Origin of the sequence: Salicibibacter cibarius (assembly GCF_016495725.1) — a bacterium.
In the GTDB taxonomy this organism is placed as follows: domain Bacteria; phylum Bacillota; class Bacilli; order Bacillales; family Marinococcaceae; genus Salicibibacter; species Salicibibacter cibarius.
Map to the genome: position 1 here is coordinate 1,330,774 of NZ_CP054705.1, position 16,718 is coordinate 1,347,491.

Annotated in this window: 13 protein-coding genes; 11 read left to right on the forward strand and 2 right to left on the reverse strand. The window is 46.5% G+C overall.

The features are described from left to right. Window positions 1-4: 4 nt before the first annotated feature. Window positions 5-1,015: a LacI family DNA-binding transcriptional regulator gene (locus HUG15_RS07025; protein ID WP_200128013.1), complete on the reverse strand. Its 1,011-nt coding sequence runs from the start codon at window positions 1,013-1,015 to the stop codon at window positions 5-7. A gap of 238 nt (window positions 1,016-1,253) precedes the next feature. On the opposite strand from HUG15_RS07025, the gene hisD reads away from it, so the two are divergent. From hisD to HUG15_RS07050, 5 genes are all read left to right on the forward strand, one after another. Next, window positions 1,254-2,531: a histidinol dehydrogenase gene (gene hisD / locus HUG15_RS07030; protein WP_200128014.1), complete on the forward strand. Its 1,278-nt coding sequence runs from the start codon at window positions 1,254-1,256 to the stop codon at window positions 2,529-2,531. 519 nt (window positions 2,532-3,050) lie between these two features. Beyond that, complete coding sequence (locus HUG15_RS07035) at window positions 3,051-4,106, forward strand: Ldh family oxidoreductase (protein ID WP_200128015.1); 1,056 nt, start codon at window positions 3,051-3,053, stop codon at window positions 4,104-4,106. A gap of 15 nt (window positions 4,107-4,121) precedes the next feature. Then, a complete protein-coding gene (locus HUG15_RS07040; RefSeq protein WP_200128016.1) occupies window positions 4,122-4,931 on the forward strand; it encodes a sugar phosphate isomerase/epimerase family protein in 810 nt (269 codons plus the stop codon). Further along, on the forward strand, window positions 4,921-5,592 hold the full coding sequence (locus tag HUG15_RS07045) for an aspartate/glutamate racemase family protein (RefSeq protein WP_200128017.1): 672 nt from the start codon (window positions 4,921-4,923) through the stop codon (window positions 5,590-5,592). The genes HUG15_RS07040 and HUG15_RS07045 overlap by 11 nt, the downstream gene beginning before the upstream one ends. Next, complete coding sequence (locus tag HUG15_RS07050) at window positions 5,579-6,346, forward strand: SDR family NAD(P)-dependent oxidoreductase (protein WP_200128018.1); 768 nt, start codon at window positions 5,579-5,581, stop codon at window positions 6,344-6,346. The genes HUG15_RS07045 and HUG15_RS07050 overlap by 14 nt, the downstream gene beginning before the upstream one ends. Before the next feature lie 392 nt (window positions 6,347-6,738). On the opposite strand, the gene HUG15_RS07055 is transcribed toward HUG15_RS07050, so the two are convergent. Next, a complete protein-coding gene (locus tag HUG15_RS07055; protein WP_200128019.1) occupies window positions 6,739-7,704 on the reverse strand; it encodes a GntG family PLP-dependent aldolase in 966 nt (321 codons plus the stop codon). A 261-nt stretch (window positions 7,705-7,965) separates the two neighbouring features. Here HUG15_RS07055 and pcrB point away from each other — a divergent pair, with 261 nt between their 5' ends. The 6 genes from pcrB to gatA all read left to right on the forward strand — a co-directional run bounded on the left by pcrB (window position 7,966) and on the right by gatA (window position 16,715). Continuing rightward, the gene (gene pcrB, locus HUG15_RS07060; RefSeq protein ID WP_200128872.1) at window positions 7,966-8,676 is read left to right on the forward strand and encodes a heptaprenylglyceryl phosphate synthase; all 711 of its coding nucleotides are present in this window, start codon (window positions 7,966-7,968) and stop codon (window positions 8,674-8,676) included. 13 nt (window positions 8,677-8,689) lie between these two features. Continuing rightward, window positions 8,690-10,900 carry a DNA helicase PcrA gene (pcrA, locus tag HUG15_RS07065; protein ID WP_200128020.1) on the forward strand — a complete coding sequence of 737 codons (2,211 nt, stop codon included), beginning with the start codon at window positions 8,690-8,692 and terminating at the stop codon, window positions 10,898-10,900. Between the two features lie 80 nt (window positions 10,901-10,980). Continuing rightward, a complete protein-coding gene (gene ligA, locus HUG15_RS07070; RefSeq protein WP_200128021.1) occupies window positions 10,981-12,981 on the forward strand; it encodes an NAD-dependent DNA ligase LigA in 2,001 nt (666 codons plus the stop codon). A 30-nt stretch (window positions 12,982-13,011) separates the two neighbouring features. Beyond that, entirely contained in the window at window positions 13,012-14,238 is a 1,227-nt protein-coding gene (locus HUG15_RS07075; RefSeq protein WP_200128022.1) for a CamS family sex pheromone protein, read from the forward strand. A 721-nt stretch (window positions 14,239-14,959) separates the two neighbouring features. Next, window positions 14,960-15,250, forward strand: a complete 291-nt coding sequence (gene gatC / locus HUG15_RS07080) for an Asp-tRNA(Asn)/Glu-tRNA(Gln) amidotransferase subunit GatC (protein WP_200128023.1) — start codon at window positions 14,960-14,962, stop codon at window positions 15,248-15,250. Window positions 15,251-15,263: 13 nt separating this feature from the next. Then, on the forward strand, window positions 15,264-16,715 hold the full coding sequence (gene gatA / locus HUG15_RS07085; RefSeq protein WP_425504031.1) for an Asp-tRNA(Asn)/Glu-tRNA(Gln) amidotransferase subunit GatA: 1,452 nt from the start codon (window positions 15,264-15,266) through the stop codon (window positions 16,713-16,715). Window positions 16,716-16,718 lie beyond the last annotated feature (3 nt).

Here is a 16,718-nt window from a genome sequence, read left to right on the forward strand (position 1 = left end):
TAAATTATATCGTAGATCGATTTAAAGCTGTCGTTTTTCGAATCATGAGTTTAGGTTCCAACGTTAACTGTAAGTCGCTGCGTTCATGAGCATCCACCTCCATCATATGAATAAGATGTTCAATCGCATGGAGCCCCATCGGCTTGTCGGAATGATGGGTCAGTGTGGTCATTTGAATAGCGGCATGCGCAGTCGTATCAATATCGTCCATCCCGCATATACTGAAATCCTCCGGGATTTGAAACCCCATGTGCATTAAATAGTTTTGACAGAATAATGCCATTGAATCTGTAGCGGCAAATAGGGCAGTCGGTTTATCCGGCAATAGCAATAGCTCATCCACTGCCTGGACGACCGATTGTTCTGTCGTGTCGGTTTCTTTAATCCATCCGGGTTCAATAGATTGCTTGGTTGCTTTCATGGCTGTTCGGTATCCGGATAACCTCCCATTAAACGTTGATGTATACGTGGGACCACCAATCCAAGCAATTTTTGTATGCCCAAGTTTTAACAGATGATTGGTTGCCAATTCACCTGCTTTTTTATTGTCTATTTCCACATAGTTCCCGCCAGCTTGATGGCGGCGGTTGAACATAACGAAAGGCACTTGCGCATCTACGAGATCATGATAAATCGGGTCATCGATAAAAATAGAAGAGAGAATAATGCCATCGACTTGTTGTTTCAGTACCTCTTCGTAAATAGAGCGATTGTCTCCCTGATCTTCAAAATAGACAAGCGTGTGGTAGCCGTACTTTTTAGCATAATTGACAATGGTCGTCGTTGAATCGACAAAAAATGGATTGTGTAGAGGGCCGGATATCAAAGCAATGTACTTGGTTTTTTTTTGTTTTAAATTGCGTGCCACGACGTTCGGTCGATAGTTTAGTTTTTCGATTGCCTTTTGAACGTTATCGACCGTTTCTTTTTTTACTTTATCCGGGGCGTTTAACACTCTTGAAACCGTAGGCTGCGAAACGCCGGCTTCGCGAGCAACGTCTTTGGAAGATACCATGTTCCAACCCCTCCTTCATCCATTAATACGTATACATTGTAAGCGTTTTTATTCACGCCGTCAATATTCTTTTATGCATGGTACATAGTGTTATAATACTAATATTATTGGGATATTCATTTGTGATCAATGAAAGTGTTGGTTTATTCTTCATTTTAAAACGTTTACAGCGAAGAAATTTTGTATTATGATGAATACGTATTCAAAATAACGAATCTAATCTAAGGGGTGTAGTATAATGGCGACTTTTCTAAAGGAAGGTAAAACAACCGAAGAAAAGCAAACGTCCGACATGAAAATTCAACAATCGGTGAGCGAAATTATTCAAAGTGTAGAAGATCGTGGTGATCAAGCTGTCCGAGACCTTTCGGAAAAATTTGATCAGTGGTCCCCGGAAAACTTCCGGCTTTCCAAGGAAGATATAGAAACGGCTATTGATGAATTATCGGACGATGTGATTCGGGACATTCAATTTGCGCAGGATCAAATTGAAAATTTTGCTCGCCATCAAAGGGCATCCATCCAAGATATTGAAGTGGAAACCCGCCCGGGCGTCGTTCTCGGGCATAAGAACATTCCTGTAAATAGTGTTGGCTGTTACGTCCCCGGTGGACGTTATCCAATGGTGGCGTCTGCGCATATGAGTATTGTCACTGCTAAGGTGGCCGGTGTTGAACGCGTGATTGCGTGCACGCCTCCCGCAAATGGTGAAATACCAAAAGCAACGGTTGCGGCGATGCATATGGGAGGCGCGGATGAAATTTATTTGCTCGGAGGCGTGCAAGCCATGGCAGCCATGGGGATTGGAACAGAGAGCATTGATCAGGTTGACATGATTGTCGGACCCGGAAATGCCTTTGTTGCGGAAGCGAAACGGCAACTCTTCGGTCATGTGGGCATTGACTTGTTGGCAGGGCCGACAGAAACCCTCGTTATCGCTGACGAGACGGCTGACATAGAAATGGTTGCAACCGATATTCTTGGGCAAGCTGAGCATGGACCTACCTCTCCCGGTGCATTGATCACAACTTCCCGCGTGTTGGCCGAAGCATTGGAGGGTGAAATTACCCGTCAGTTACAAACATTGCCGACTGCAGAAGTTGCAGAAATCGCTTGGAGGGACAACGGGATCATCATTGTTGTTGATAACAAAGAAGAAGCAGTACATGAAGCGGATGAACTTGCATTTGAGCACGTCGAAGTGCTCGCAGATGACCCAGACTATTATTTGGATAACTTGAAAAACTACGGCGCGTTATTCCTAGGCCCTGAGACAAACGTTGCTTACGGCGATAAAGTGATTGGTACGAACCATACACTTCCTACGAAGCAAGCGGCGAAATACACGGGAGGGCTCTGGGTTGGAAAATTCCTAAAAAACTGCACCTATCAGAGAGCCACGGAGGAAGCAAGTGTAGAAATAGGCAAATATGCAGAAAGGCTTTGTGAACTGGAAGGGTTTATGGGACACAAACGACAAGCTTCCTTGCGTGTTGAGAGATATGAAAACAAATAATGATCGTAGAAATCACCAGGCTAGTGGAACGTGGCTGAATCGCTCAATCACACTTGAAACCTTCTAATGAATGGTTCGTTTATGCCTATTGGCGCTTTCCTCCGGCTTTCGAAGCTTATTTTAATCACTAACGAGAGAGAGCTTTGACGACCTAACTCCGTTTTTCTGAAGTCGTTAGGTCTTCAACGGGAGCTTTTGAAGACCTAACCCCGGCTTTCTAAGGTCATTAGGTCTTCAACGACAGATTTTGACGACTTAACTCTGGTTCTCGGAAGTCGTTAGGTCGTCAAAAAACAGATCGATGAGCGCTGTCGATCGATTTGAAATCTGGATGATCACCGAAAACAGATCGATGGACGACTGCATACGGCCGATTGGCACCATGTGCACTAGTAGATAGACTGTTATACTGGGCGATTGTTACAATATGACAATACTAAATCATTGATCACCTCTGTGTCCCAAATGTTCATCCACGAACTTTACTAAAAATTATTGTATACTCAAGGAGGTATCATTATGTCAGACAGCTACACGTATATAGAAGCCTCTCATTTAACCGAAGTTTCCACTTTATTATTTGAAAGTGAAGGGATGAAAAAAGAAGATGCCAATACCATTGCTAAAGATTTGGTAGCCGCTAATTTAAGGGGCTTGGATTCTCATGGTGTATCCCGTATTCCGATGTATTTAAAACGGATTCGAAAAGGCGTCGTCAATCCTAATCCGGATATAAAAGTTGAAAACATTACGAGTGCGGTATCAAAAATCAATGGAGATGCCGGCATGGGATTTCTCGCTGGTCATCGTGCGATGACGGAAGCGATGGACCTGGCTCGCGAGAGTGGCATTGGATTAGTGGGTATTTATAATAGTACCCATTATGGAATGGCAGCTTTATACGTGATGGAAGCAATGAAAGAAGGCTTTATATCAATGGCGTACACGAATTCTTCACCGGCCATTCCCCCTTGGGGCGGGAGAACGGCGTACTTGGGTGCTAATCCATTCGCTGCTGCTGTACCTAGTGGCAATGAATCTTCATACGTGTTGGATATGGCAATGACGGTGATCGCGAGAGGAAAAATTCGTTTGGCCGCTACAAACGATGAGCCGATTGCAGAAGGCCTTGCACTAAATAAAGACGGGGCACCTACAACCGATGCGAATGAAGCATTCGAAGGCGTCTGTCTTCCTTTTGGTGAAGCGAAAGGATCAGCGCTTGCCATGCTCGTCGAACTTCTATCCGGTGTTTTAACGGGGGCTAACTATGGCGGGGATGTAAAAAGTTTATATTTTGACCATTCGGAGCCTCAAAATGCAGGTCACTTGTTCATTGCCATTCGGCCGGATTTATTTATGGCAAAAACAGAATTTGACAATCGAATGGATGAGTTTGTGAAACGGACGAAATCACTTCCGCGAGCAGAAGGTTTTGACGAAATTCTTATCCCCGGAGAGCCGGAAGAAAGAAAAGCCCAAGAGCGCCTCCGCACGGGTATCCCCATTAGCGAAAACGTTGTTGCCGATCTACGTCGGGAAATAAAGACAAGCGGCATAAACGCGTCAATATAGATAAGAGGTGATGGTGTGCTCTCATTCGCTTATCCTTACCAAACAGAAGAAACGATCAAACCATTGTTTAGCGCAAAAGGTTCCGCAAAAGAAATCATCCCTTCGCTTGCATCCTTCGGTTATGACGGCATTGAACTATTAGTGCGGGATGCACGTGAAGCCAAATTACCTTCTTTGTTAAAATTAATCACTGATGAAGGTTTGAAAGTAGCTTCATTTGCAACAAGCCCTATGGTGGCAGATGATCGACTGTCCTTTTCGGCCTTGGATGAAAGCATCCGAGACGAAGCCGTAAAACGGACCATTAACCTAATTGAATGGGCGGAAGAATTTGATTGCCCAGTTATCATCGGTAAATTGCGCGGCCAAATTAGTGATGAAAAGTCTGATTTATCTTGGGAATATATGAGACAGTCTTTTGCCCGTGTCCTTGACGTTGCTGAAAAAAAGAACGTACCCATTTTAATAGAACCTCAAAATGAAAATAATATGAACAACTTAAACCGTACCGATGAGACAATGACGTTTATCCAATCATTTAAGTCTGCCAACTTAGGACTTATGCTTGATTGTCTTCACATGGAGGCAGAAAGCCATTTATTTCAAGACGTGGCCGATCAATTAGGGTTCATCCACCTTACCGATAGTGATCGCCTAATGCCCGGTGAAGGCACGTTTGATATGAACGAAATCGTAAACGCAATTCAACGATTGCCGCGGCCGCCTTTTGTTAGTTTTGAGATCAAGCAGCAAGATTCTTCATTGGCGGTGGCAAAAAAAGCATTGGAAACAATGAAGAAAATGAGGGATAGTGATGTCAGATAACCTCCGAATTGGGCTCGTTCACGCTACAATGAATTCAGTGTCACCGATCCTTCGTGCGTTCTCGCAAATGGAAGAAAAGGAAGAACTTGCAAATTTCATGGATGAAGGATTAATTTACGAACTAAATGAGACGAATACCGTTACAAACCGAATGATTATGCGATTGAGCGAATTAGCCGGCAAGGCTGTCGAAAGCAATGTGGATGCGATTTTATTTACATGTTCATCTTTTACCCCTTATATAGGAAAAATTGCCGAATTGATGCCTGTGCCGGTATTAAGTTCCGACATGAGCATGTTGGAAAAAGCCGTGGAGAAAAGTTCGGATATCGTCGTCATCGCTACGGTAAAAGCAGCGGGCCCGACGACGGAAAGAATGTTAAACGATGTAGCTGCCAAGAGGAACAAAAAGATAAGCATCAAGACGTTTGTTTTGCCGGAAGCATTTCAGGCACTGCAAAATGGGGATGCTGAAAAACATGATCAACTCATCCAAGAAAAAATGCAAGAACACAAAAATGCAGAAAGCATTGTTTTTGCCCAATATTCGATGGCGCGTGCAGTCGAATCTGCCAACCTCCCCAATGTATTAACAGGGCCGCACATCAGCGCTCAATCAATTATTCAAAAAGCGCGGGAGGCTAAAAATGAAGATAGATGATATTTTTTCGGTACAAGAAAAAGTGGTGATCATTACCGGCGCAAGTCAAGGCATAGGTAAGGACCTCGCGCATACTTTTGCCGAGAACGGTGCGAAGCTCGCGCTTGTCGCAAGGAACAAAGACAAATTGCAGCAAGTGAAAACGGATACTGGCCTTTCCTCCGACGATGTCGAGATTTTTCCGTGGGACATAACAGAAACAGAGAGCCTTGCTGATTTAGCCAAGCAAATACATGAAACGTTCGGCAGAATTGACGTTTTAATCAATAATGCCGGTACGAATATTACAAAGCCTGCAACCGAAATCACTGAAGGCGATTGGGATACGGTCCTTGACATCAACTTGAAAAGTGCTTTTTTCTTTAATCAGGCCGTCTATCCTTTTATGAAAGCACAAGGGTCAGGGAAAATAATCCATATGTCTTCTCAAATGGAAGAGGTCGGTTATTACAAACGCTCCGCTTATTGTTCCAGCAAAGGCGGAATCAAACAGTTGACCAAATCCTTGGCGATTGAATGGTCGGGTGATCAAATTAATGTTAATTCAGTTGCTCCAACGTTTATAGAGACGCCTTTAACAGCGAAGATGTTCGAAGCTGAAGCCTTTAAAGCCGATGTATACAGCAGGATCCCGCTGGGGCGCTTGGCAAAAACCGAGGACTTATTTGGAGCAGTGCTTTATTTAAGCTCAAACGCTTCGGATATGGTCACAGGTCAAACGTTGTTCGTTGATGGTGGCTGGACTGCGTGGTGAATATTGTGTATACGTATTCAAAATCCCGCAAAAATTGATATTGCGGGATTTTTACCGTTTTGCCGAGGAGGCCCCTTCAACATCTTTGGTTTAATTGGGGACTGCCGAATAACGGAAAAAGATTGGCACATAAGCATTTTCCGTTGATGTTGTCAAAACTGGATGCAAGGAAATCTATCCTAAAAGCAGAAAACCCTTGCACGTCTGGAAACATACGAAGGGATGACGCTGTAATGGCGGGGCTCCAGCGGAAAAACGGACGCGTCAAGACCCCGCAGCGCCGGTTTTGCGCGAGGAGGCTTGACCGTTCATCCGCGAAAAAGCGAAGCCATGGAAGCGGCATCCCGGTTTCAGCTGATATATGCAGTTGTTCAGCAATCCCTAATTGTAGATCACAGTTCATCGCAATACGCATTAAAAAGATTTGCCGCTCTTATAATATCGTCCTTCGTTATCTCACGATACGTTGTCATTCTAACATGATCGCCTGTGATGCTCTTGACCTTGAGCCCTCTTTGCAAAAGATTGGATTCAAAGGTTTTGGCCGATAGGCCACTCGGTGAAACGTCAGCGATGACGATATTTGTTTGAACGTTATCCATCTGAATGTCTATTTTATCATTGTTTTTTAGCATGCTTGCCAACAGATAAGCTTTCTCATGATCTTTCTTTAATCGATCCGCTTCGTGTTGGATTGCGGCAATTCCTGCAGCCGCGACTACGCCTGATTGCCGCATTGCCCCTCCCAGTAATTTTCTTATGTTCCTTGCACTTTCAATAAACGTTTTTTCCCCGCAGAGTAACGATCCCACCGGAGCGCCCAGTCCCTTGGATAGAGAAAACATAAGCGAGTCCACGGAATCGACTAATTGCTTGACCGGGGTATTTAAATGCACAGATGCATTAAAGATTCTAGCTCCATCCAAATGAACAGGAATATTATGTTCATGAGCAGCTTTACAGATCGCATCCGTCTGTTCTTTTGACATACAAGTGCCGCCGTTGAAATTATTCGTGTTTTCCAAGCAAAGAAGTTTAATCTCATGCTCATTCATCAACTGCTGGATGCTATCCATTTCAGGGGCCCCACATTCGTCCGTTTCGAAAAACCGCGGGATTAACCCTCCTATACTATCCATAAAAGGTGCTTTTTCGCTTTTGTTTATATGGGATGATTCGCCTGCCAGAACATTGTCTCCTCTTGTACAATGGGTCAATAAAGCGATGAGATTGGCCATCGTTCCACTGTTGCAAAAAAGCGCAGCTTCCTTCCCGGTCACGTCAGCAGCTATGTTTTCCAGTTTATTAACGGTCGGGTCTTCTGCCCTGCCATCATCCCCTACTTCTGCTTCATACATCGCCTTTCTCATTTTTTCGGTCGGTTTCGTTAATGTATCACTTCTTAGATCTATGATTTGATCGCCTCCTCATATTGGCCGAGTTTTCGGTTTAAGTAATTTTTTTCTTCAGCTTAAGAAAATAGTGAATATCTGCTATAATATAAGCTTGAGGAACAGTTCACAAGTAGGAGAAATTGTACCCGAATTCAAGTGCACGTGAAAAATGATTGGGGTTGTAGGGTCGCCCTCATCAACCTGAAGTGGAGGCCTCTTAAAATGATCGAAGAAATGAAAGCTTGGCGTCACGCGTTTAAAGTGGATCCGGCGAGACCACACTCGGAAAAGTGGCTTGAAGAGATTTGTGAGTCGGGAACAGATGTGGTGATTGTTGGCGGCACAGAAGGAACGACTATCGACAATGTAACAGAATGTTTAGCGGCTGTCAGGCGTTTTTCAGTGCCGTGTGTGTTGGAAGTGACAGAATTGGAAGCACTCACGCCCGGATTTGACGCTTACTTGATACCGGTCGTTTTAAATGCCCATCATTCGGCATTTATTAGCGGTCTGCACCAACAAGCACTGAAAGCCCACGGTCAGTTTCTGAAATCGGCCGAAGTCTGGGGCGAAGGGTACTGTATTTTGAATCGCCATTCCAGTGCGGCAAAACGAACAGCTGCGGATGCGGCAATGGATATGGACGATATCGTCGCGTTTTCTCGATTTTCCGAAAGTGTTTTGCGGATGCCAATCTTTTATCTTGAATACAGCGGTACATATGGCGACATTGAAGTTGTAAAAAAAGTAAGCCAAACGCTTGAACACGCCCGACTTTTTTACGGCGGAGGAATACATTCGGCGGAACAAGCGACGGAAATGGCCGCATGGGCGGATACGGTTGTCGTTGGCAACGCCCTCTATGAAAATAAAGAAGAAGCATTGAACACCGTAAAAGCAGTGAAAGAAACAAAAAGGCAAACCAACAAGCGCTAAGGATGTGCGTGTCATGCAAGGAAATAGAATCGAACAATTACTCGAAGGGTTAAACCCGGAACAACAGCGAGCAGTGAAGACGACGGAAGGGCCGCTCTTGATTATGGCAGGTGCCGGAAGCGGGAAAACGCGTGTGCTCACCCAGCGGATCGCTTACTTGGTCCGGGAAAAAGGGGTGGCGCCATGGAACATTCTCGCGATCACCTTTACGAATAAAGCGGCGCGAGAAATGAAAGAACGTGTGGGGCAGCAAATCAGCGGGGTGGCCGACAGCATTTGGATGTCGACCTTTCACGCCCTGTGCGTGCGGATATTGCGGCGGGACGCCGATCGCATCGGAATTAACCGCAATTTTTCCATTTTGGACGCTACCGATCAGCAATCGGTCATCAAACAGATCCTTAAAGATCAAAACTTGGATGCTAAAAAGTTCCCGCCGCGAACGTTGCTCGGCATGATCAGCGGTGCCAAAAACGAGCTGATCACGGCCGATGCATACGCCAAAAATGCAAACGGACCATTTGAGGAAGTGGCTGCTGATGTTTATAAAGAATATAAGCGGCGCCTTGGGATTAATCACGCGCTCGATTTCGATGATCTGATCATGACGACGATCCGTCTTTTTCGCGAAGTGCCCGAGGTCTTGGAATACTATCAACGCAAGTTTCAATACATCCATGTGGACGAGTATCAGGATACGAACAAAGCGCAATATATGCTTGTGAAGCAACTCGCTGACCGCTTTCGCAACATCTGTGTCGTCGGCGATTCGGATCAATCCATTTATAAGTGGCGCGGAGCGGATATCGGCAATATCCTTTCTTTTGAAGAAGACTATGAAGAAGCCGAAGTCATTTTACTGGAACAAAATTACCGATCGACAAAAACGATTTTATCGGCGGCCAATGAAGTGATCAAAAATAACAGCGGACGCAAGCCGAAAAATCTATGGACAGAAAATAACGAAGGAACTCTCATTCATTTTTATGAAGCCATGGATGAACGGGAGGAAGCGTTTTACGTCGTTGACCAGATTAAAAAAGCGACGCAAACGAAGCAGCAAGGTTATCAGGACTTCGCGATCCTCTATCGAACGAACGCTCAGTCCCGTGTGATGGAAGAATTGTTCGTCAAGTCCAACATTCCTTATCAAATGGTCGGCGGCACAAAATTTTATGACCGCAAAGAAATTAAAGATGTGCTTGCTTATCTAAGGGTCATTGCCAATCCGGATGATGATATTAGTTTGTCGCGGATCATCAATGTCCCTAAAAGAGGAATTGGAGCGACGACGGTGGATAAAGTGGCCGCCTACGCGACCAATCAGGGCATAAGCTTATATGGTGCCCTTCTTGAAGCCGAGCAGATCGGGCTTTCGGCAACGGTGGCGAAAAAGCTTCTCGGCTTCGCGGAACATTTGAACAACTGGATACGCCAACAAGACTATTTATCTGTGCTCGATATCATCGAAGAAGTGTTGGAAGGATCTGGCTATCGGGAAGCGCTCAAAGAAGAGAAAACATTAGAGGCGCAAAGCCGTCTCGAAAATATTGACGAGCTTCTTACGGTCGCTCAAGAGTTTGAAAAAAGACAGGACGACAAGTCGTTGATCGCCTTTTTGACGGACCTTGCCTTGGTCGCGGATATTGATCGCCTCGATGATGAAGAGGAAGGTCACGAGCAAGGGACGGTGACGATGATGACATTGCATGCTGCCAAAGGGTTGGAGTTTCCCACTGTTTTTTTAATCGGGATGGAGGAAGGCATTTTCCCCCATAACCGTTCTTTATTCGAAGAAGAAGAGATGCAAGAAGAACGCCGGCTAGCGTATGTGGGGATGACGCGAGCGGAAGAACAGTTGCATTTGACGAAAGCTTTGTCACGGCGCCTTTACGGACGCGCGCAAATGAATCCGGGCTCGCGGTTTATTAATGAAGTGCCTAGCCATTTATTTGAAACTGCGCCGGAGGCAGCCGGGGATGTTTCCATTGATGCCGATGCAGCGAAAGGGGCGCGAAAGCACCGGAAGGTGACCACGACGACCCGCACGGGCGGAGAGACGCATGCTTGGCAGGTTGGAGACAAAGCGGATCATCGAAAGTGGGGGACAGGTACGGTGGTCGCTGTCAAAGGGTCGGATGAAGACCAGGAATTGGATATTGCCTTCCCCGAAGAAGGCATCAAACGCCTCGTTGCCAAATTCGCTCCAATCACACGCCAATAAGTGCGTGTTCAAAAGTGCAAGGAAGTGCAGCAATCCGGAGGTTCTCACTTCTCACCTCCAGTAAGAAAGGAAGACCGGCTATGGCCATAGATCAAGACATAGAAATGCGCGCGGCGGAACTGCGTGAACGGCTTCATCGCTACAATTACCATTACCATGTGCTCGATGATCCCCTCGTCCCCGATGCGAATTATGATGAAGATATGCGGGAGCTCATACAACTTGAAGAAAATCACCCTGCTTTAAAACGTGAGGATTCCCCGACTATGCGTGTGGGCGGGGAAGTTCTTTCCGGGTTCCAAAAAGTTCGTCATGAGCGGGCGATGTTAAGCCTCGGGAATGCGTTTAATGAACAGGAATTATGGGATTTTGACCGCCGCGTGCGCCAAGGATTGTCGCCAGAAGACGATGTGACGTATAGTTGTGAACTTAAGATCGATGGTCTCGCGGTTGCCCTCACGTATGAGGAAGGACGCCTAGTCCGCGGCGCGACAAGAGGCGATGGGCAAATCGGCGAAGATATTACGTCCAATCTGAAAACGGTCGGCTCGATCCCCCTGCATCTCAATGAAGCGGTGAGCCTTGAGGTTCGCGGAGAAGTTTTCATGCCAGAACATTCGTTTCAACGTTTAAACGAAGCAAAAGGAGAACGCGGAGAAGCGTTATTTGCCAATCCACGTAACGCGGCGGCAGGTTCCCTTAGACAGTTGGATCCCAAAATTGCGGCTGCCCGGAACTTGGATATTTTTCTCTATGCCATCGGTGACGATCGCGGTGCCGGTTTAGCATCCCATCATGAGGCGATTGCTTATATGAAGAAGTTAGGATTAAAAGTGAACCCCGAAAACCGGCACGTTAGTTCGATGGAAGAAGTCATTGCTTATGTTCAGCACTGGATCGAGAAGCGCAAGGATCTCCGGTATGAAATTGACGGTATCGTCATTAAGGTAGATAGCTTGAGGCAGCAAGATGAACTTGGGTTTACGGCCAAAAACCCCCGTTGGGCGATCGCCTACAAGTTCCCGGCGGAAGAAAAAATGACGACGTTAACCGATATTGAATTGTCGGTGGGACGGACCGGGGTCGTAACACCGACCGCTCATCTTGACCCGGTGACGGTCGCCGGGACGACGGTCCAACGAGCTTCCCTTCACAACGAAGAGTTGATTCGCGAAAAAGATATTAAAATTGGTGACCAAGTCGTTATAAAAAAAGCAGGAGACATTATTCCGAAGGTTGTACGTGTTCTAGACGAAGCGCGCACGGGCGAGGAAAAGGATTTTTCGATGCCATCGGAATGTCCTGAATGCGGAAGTGAGCTCGTCCATTTGGAAGAGGAAGTCGCTTTACGTTGTATCAACCCTCGGTGTCCCGCGCAAATTCGCGAAGGATTGATCCATTTTGTCTCCAGAAACGCGATGAATATCGATGGACTCGGGGAACGAGTGATCACACAACTTTTTCACCATCATCTCATTAGCGATATTTCCGATTTATACACCCTTCAGTATGAAGAACTAATCAAGCTTGACCGGATGGCCGATAAATCGGTGAACAATTTACTGATGGCGATTGAAGCGTCGAAAGACAATTCATTGGAGCGATTGTTATTTGGATTGGGCATTCGTTTTATCGGGGTGAAAGCGGCAGACACACTTGCCCGTCACTATAAAACAATAGAGGCTTTGCAAAACGCATCATCGGAAGATATTCAAACCGTTCCGGAAATCGGGAACAAGATGGCAGAGGCGATCGAGCAATATTTTCTGCAACCCCAAGTGGCAGATATGCTCAAGCGTTTAAAGGAATCCGGCGTGAACATGGCGTTTAAAGGAAGCATCGGGAGCGAAACGGATAAGTTTCAAGATCAAACGTTTGTGCTTACGGGTAAACTGGAACATTGGACGCGTGATGAATTAAAGGCAATTATTGAAGCCAACGGCGGAAAAGTGACGTCAAGCGTCAGTAAAAACACTGATGTGCTCATTGCAGGTGAAGATGCCGGCTCCAAGCGGGACAAAGCCGAGGAGTTGGACGTGGAGATATGGGACGAGAGGCGAGCGCGAGAAGAAATCGAATGACGGAGGCGCTTTCCGAAAGGGGGGGGTTGGATGAACAGAAGGATGTTGGCGGTAGGTTTAGCTTTGGTGCTGGCTCTTTCCGGATGTGCAGATTTTTTGGATCCGGGCACGTCAGAGGAAACAGCAGAGACAGAGGAGGGGGAACCACAACAAGAAACGGCAGATGTGGGGGAACCGGTTCCCAGTTTGTCGGAATACTACCGAAATGTTTTCCCGGATGGTGAATATGAAGCTGGAGAAGTTAGAGGGTATACATCGGGGGAAGGCTGCTATTCGGGTTCCGCCTATAACCGTTTGGACTTGGAACGGCTGGAAATAGGGCTTAGTGAGATAGCTTCGGAGACGTTTCCGCCTGAAGATTATTTTATTCAAGAAGGGCAATTTTTAGGAAGCGATGAAATGAATGCTTGGCTGGCCCGTTATGAAGAGTCCGATGAGGATGATGAAGAAGAGGAATATGCAGGCTTGGGACTTAACCCGCAACTCGAAGGCGGGGATGATTTTGAAGAGCAGCATAGCAATAATCCATGTGTTCTTTCCCATATTATCGAACAAAACTATCACATCGAAAATGACGATGGAGAGCTGCAATTGGGCGGTGTAGGGGTAGCGCTATCCTTAAATAGCATCTATTATTTCCGTGAGGAAGACGAAGATGGCAACTACGGCCCTTGGTATGATGAAGAGATCTCAGAAGAAGAGGCGATCGAATCCGGCGAGGAAATGGCGGAAGAAATCGTTAACCGGTTGCGTTCGGATGAACGGGAAGAAGGGATGTTGAACGACGTCCCGATCGTCATCAATCTTTTCAGAGAAGCTCCGCGAAATTCAACCACACCGGGGGAATTCATCGCAACAGCAACCGCTGAAGCAGGAAGTGATCTTGGCAGTTGGGAGACGTTGAATGAGGAGCATTACTTTTTTCCATCCGAACAAGCATTCGAAAATGTGCCTGAAGATGCTGAGCGTTTTAACCAATTCAATGAAGCGTTAAACAGTTATTTTAGCAACCATATTGGTGTAACCGCCCGGGGGCATTATCAGAGCAATGCACTCGAGCGTCTCTCTATTGAAGTGCCCATCCGGTTTCAAACTAAAATGGAGACAATCGCGGTGACCCAGCAGGCGGCAAGTGAGCTGGAGGAACATTTTCCGACGGACATTGACATCAGCCTTACCGTTACAACGAATGACCGGACGGAAGCATTGATTACGAGAGAGAGCGAAGAAGAGGTGAACGTGCACATTTATGAATAAACGAAAATTATAGGCAGCGCGATTCCCTTGGAGGGCGAACGGCGCCGAGAGGAACAAGCGAGGCCAAGTAATCCCTCGGGCGAAGGTCGAACGGCGTCGAGAGGAACAAGTGAGTCAAAGTAATCCCTCAGACGGAGGTCGAACGGCGCCGAGAGGAACAAGCGAGTCAAAGTAATTCCTCAGACGAAGATCGAGCTGCACCGAAAGGAACAAGCGAGTCAAAGTAATCCCTCAGATGGAGGGCGAACGGCGCCGAGAGGAACAAGCGAGTCAAAGTAATCCCTCAGACGGGGATCGAGCTACACCGAGAGGAACAAGCGAGTCAAAGTAATCCCTCAGACGAAGATCGAGCTGCACTGAGAGGAACAAGCGAGTCAAAGTAATCCCTTGGAAGAAGGTCGAACTGCACCGAGAAGAACAAGTGAGTCAAAATAATCCCTCAAACGGAGGTCGAGTTACACCGAGAGGAACAAGTGAGTCAAAGTAATCCCTCAGACGGGGATCGAACTGCCCTGAGAGGAACAAGTGAATCAAAGTAATCCCCGTCCCTCTCAGAGTGAGAGCCCTCCTTATCAATGTTGAATTTCATAGTAATGTCAAAAGAATTTCCGGAACGTTACACTCTACACTGTGTAACGTTATGACCTCATTTTTGCTCACGTGCCCGTGTTTTGGTATGATCATAGTGTTGCTGAGTCTAATGATTGAGAGGTGAACAGCAGTGGCTGAAATCACAAAAGAACAAGTGAAACATGTAGCGGACCTTGCACGCTTAACGTTTAGTGATGATGAATTAGAAACATTTGCCAAACAAATGGGCGATGTTATTAAATATGCGGAACGTCTCAATGAACTTGACACCGAAGATGTCGTACCGACGACGCACGTCATGGACGTACGAAATGTTTTGCGTGAAGATGAAGTGCGCCCGTCTATGAAAAGAGAAGATGTGCTAAAAAATGCGCCAGCGTCGAAAGATGGACAATTTGAAGTTCCATCTGTCCTGGATTAAGGGAGTGAAAGCCGTGTCATTTATGGATGAAACGATCGCATCGATGCATAGCAAAATAAAAAATAAAGAAATAAAAGTGTCAGAGCTGACAGAAAAGGCTTACGAAAGAATTCGGGATGTCGATGATTCCGTGCAGGCATTTCTCACCTTGGATGAAGAAGGCGCGATGGCCCAGGCGCAATCGCTTGACGAGCAAGTGGGCAAAAGCGAGAACCAGCCATTATTTGGAATCCCCGCGGGTATTAAAGACAATATCATGACCGAAGGGCTGAAAACGACGGCCGCCAGTCGGCTCCTCGATAATTTTAATCCTGTCTATGATGCAACCGTTATGAAGCGTTTGCGTGAACAAAACATCGTGACCGTCGGAAAATTAAACATGGATGAGTTCGCAATGGGCTCTTCCAACGAGAATTCGGGATATCACAGTACGAAAAACCCTTGGAATACGAGTCACGTCCCCGGTGGTTCAAGCGGAGGCTCTGCTGCAGCAGTGGCAGCGGGAGAAGTGCCGTTTGCTTTAGGGTCGGATACCGGTGGCTCCATTCGACAGCCCGCCTCTTTTTGTGGAGTAGTTGGATTAAAGCCTACATATGGACGAGTGTCCCGTTACGGACTTGTGGCGTTCGCTTCTTCATTGGATCAAATTGGTCCGATTACCCGCACAGTCGAAGACAACGCCTACGTGCTTCAGGAAATTGCCGGCCATGATGAGCGTGATTCTACATCTGTGGATGTGTCCGTGCCGGATTATCGCTCAGCACTTGAAGGAAACATTAACGGTTTAAGAATTGCCATCCCGAAAGAGTTTTTGGATGAAGGGGTCGACGCCGGCGTTAAAGAACGGATTCAAACGGCGATTCGCACATTGGAAGGCATGGGAGCGTCTTGCGAGGAAGTGTCGCTGCCGAATTCACGGTATGCGGTGGCCGCTTATTATTTGCTCGCATCCTCGGAAGCATCCGCCAATCTTGCCCGTTTTGACGGCATACGCTACGGCGTTCAAAAAGAGGGCGATGATTTATTGGATGTTTATAAAAAGACGAGAAGCGAAGGCTTTGGCGATGAAGTGAAGCGTCGTATTATGTTGGGGACGTTCGCGCTTAGCTCCGGGTACTATGACGCGTATTACAAAAAAGCGCAAAAAGTGCGGACGCTGATTCGTGAAGATTTTAACCAAGTGTTGCACAGTTATGATGTCATTCTTGGTCCGACAGCACCGACGACAGCGTTTAAAATCGACGAACAAAAAAATGATCCGCTTACGATGTACCTTAATGATATTTTAACCATCCCGGTGAACCTGTCCGGAAACCCGGCCCTATCCATTCCGTGCGGTTTTTCAAATGGACTTCCGGTCGGATTGCAGTTGATCGGCAAACCATTTGAAGAACGTATTCTGTACCGTGTCGGTCACGCTTATGAACAAGAAGCAGGACATTACAAAGAAAAACCGGGTTTATAGGGG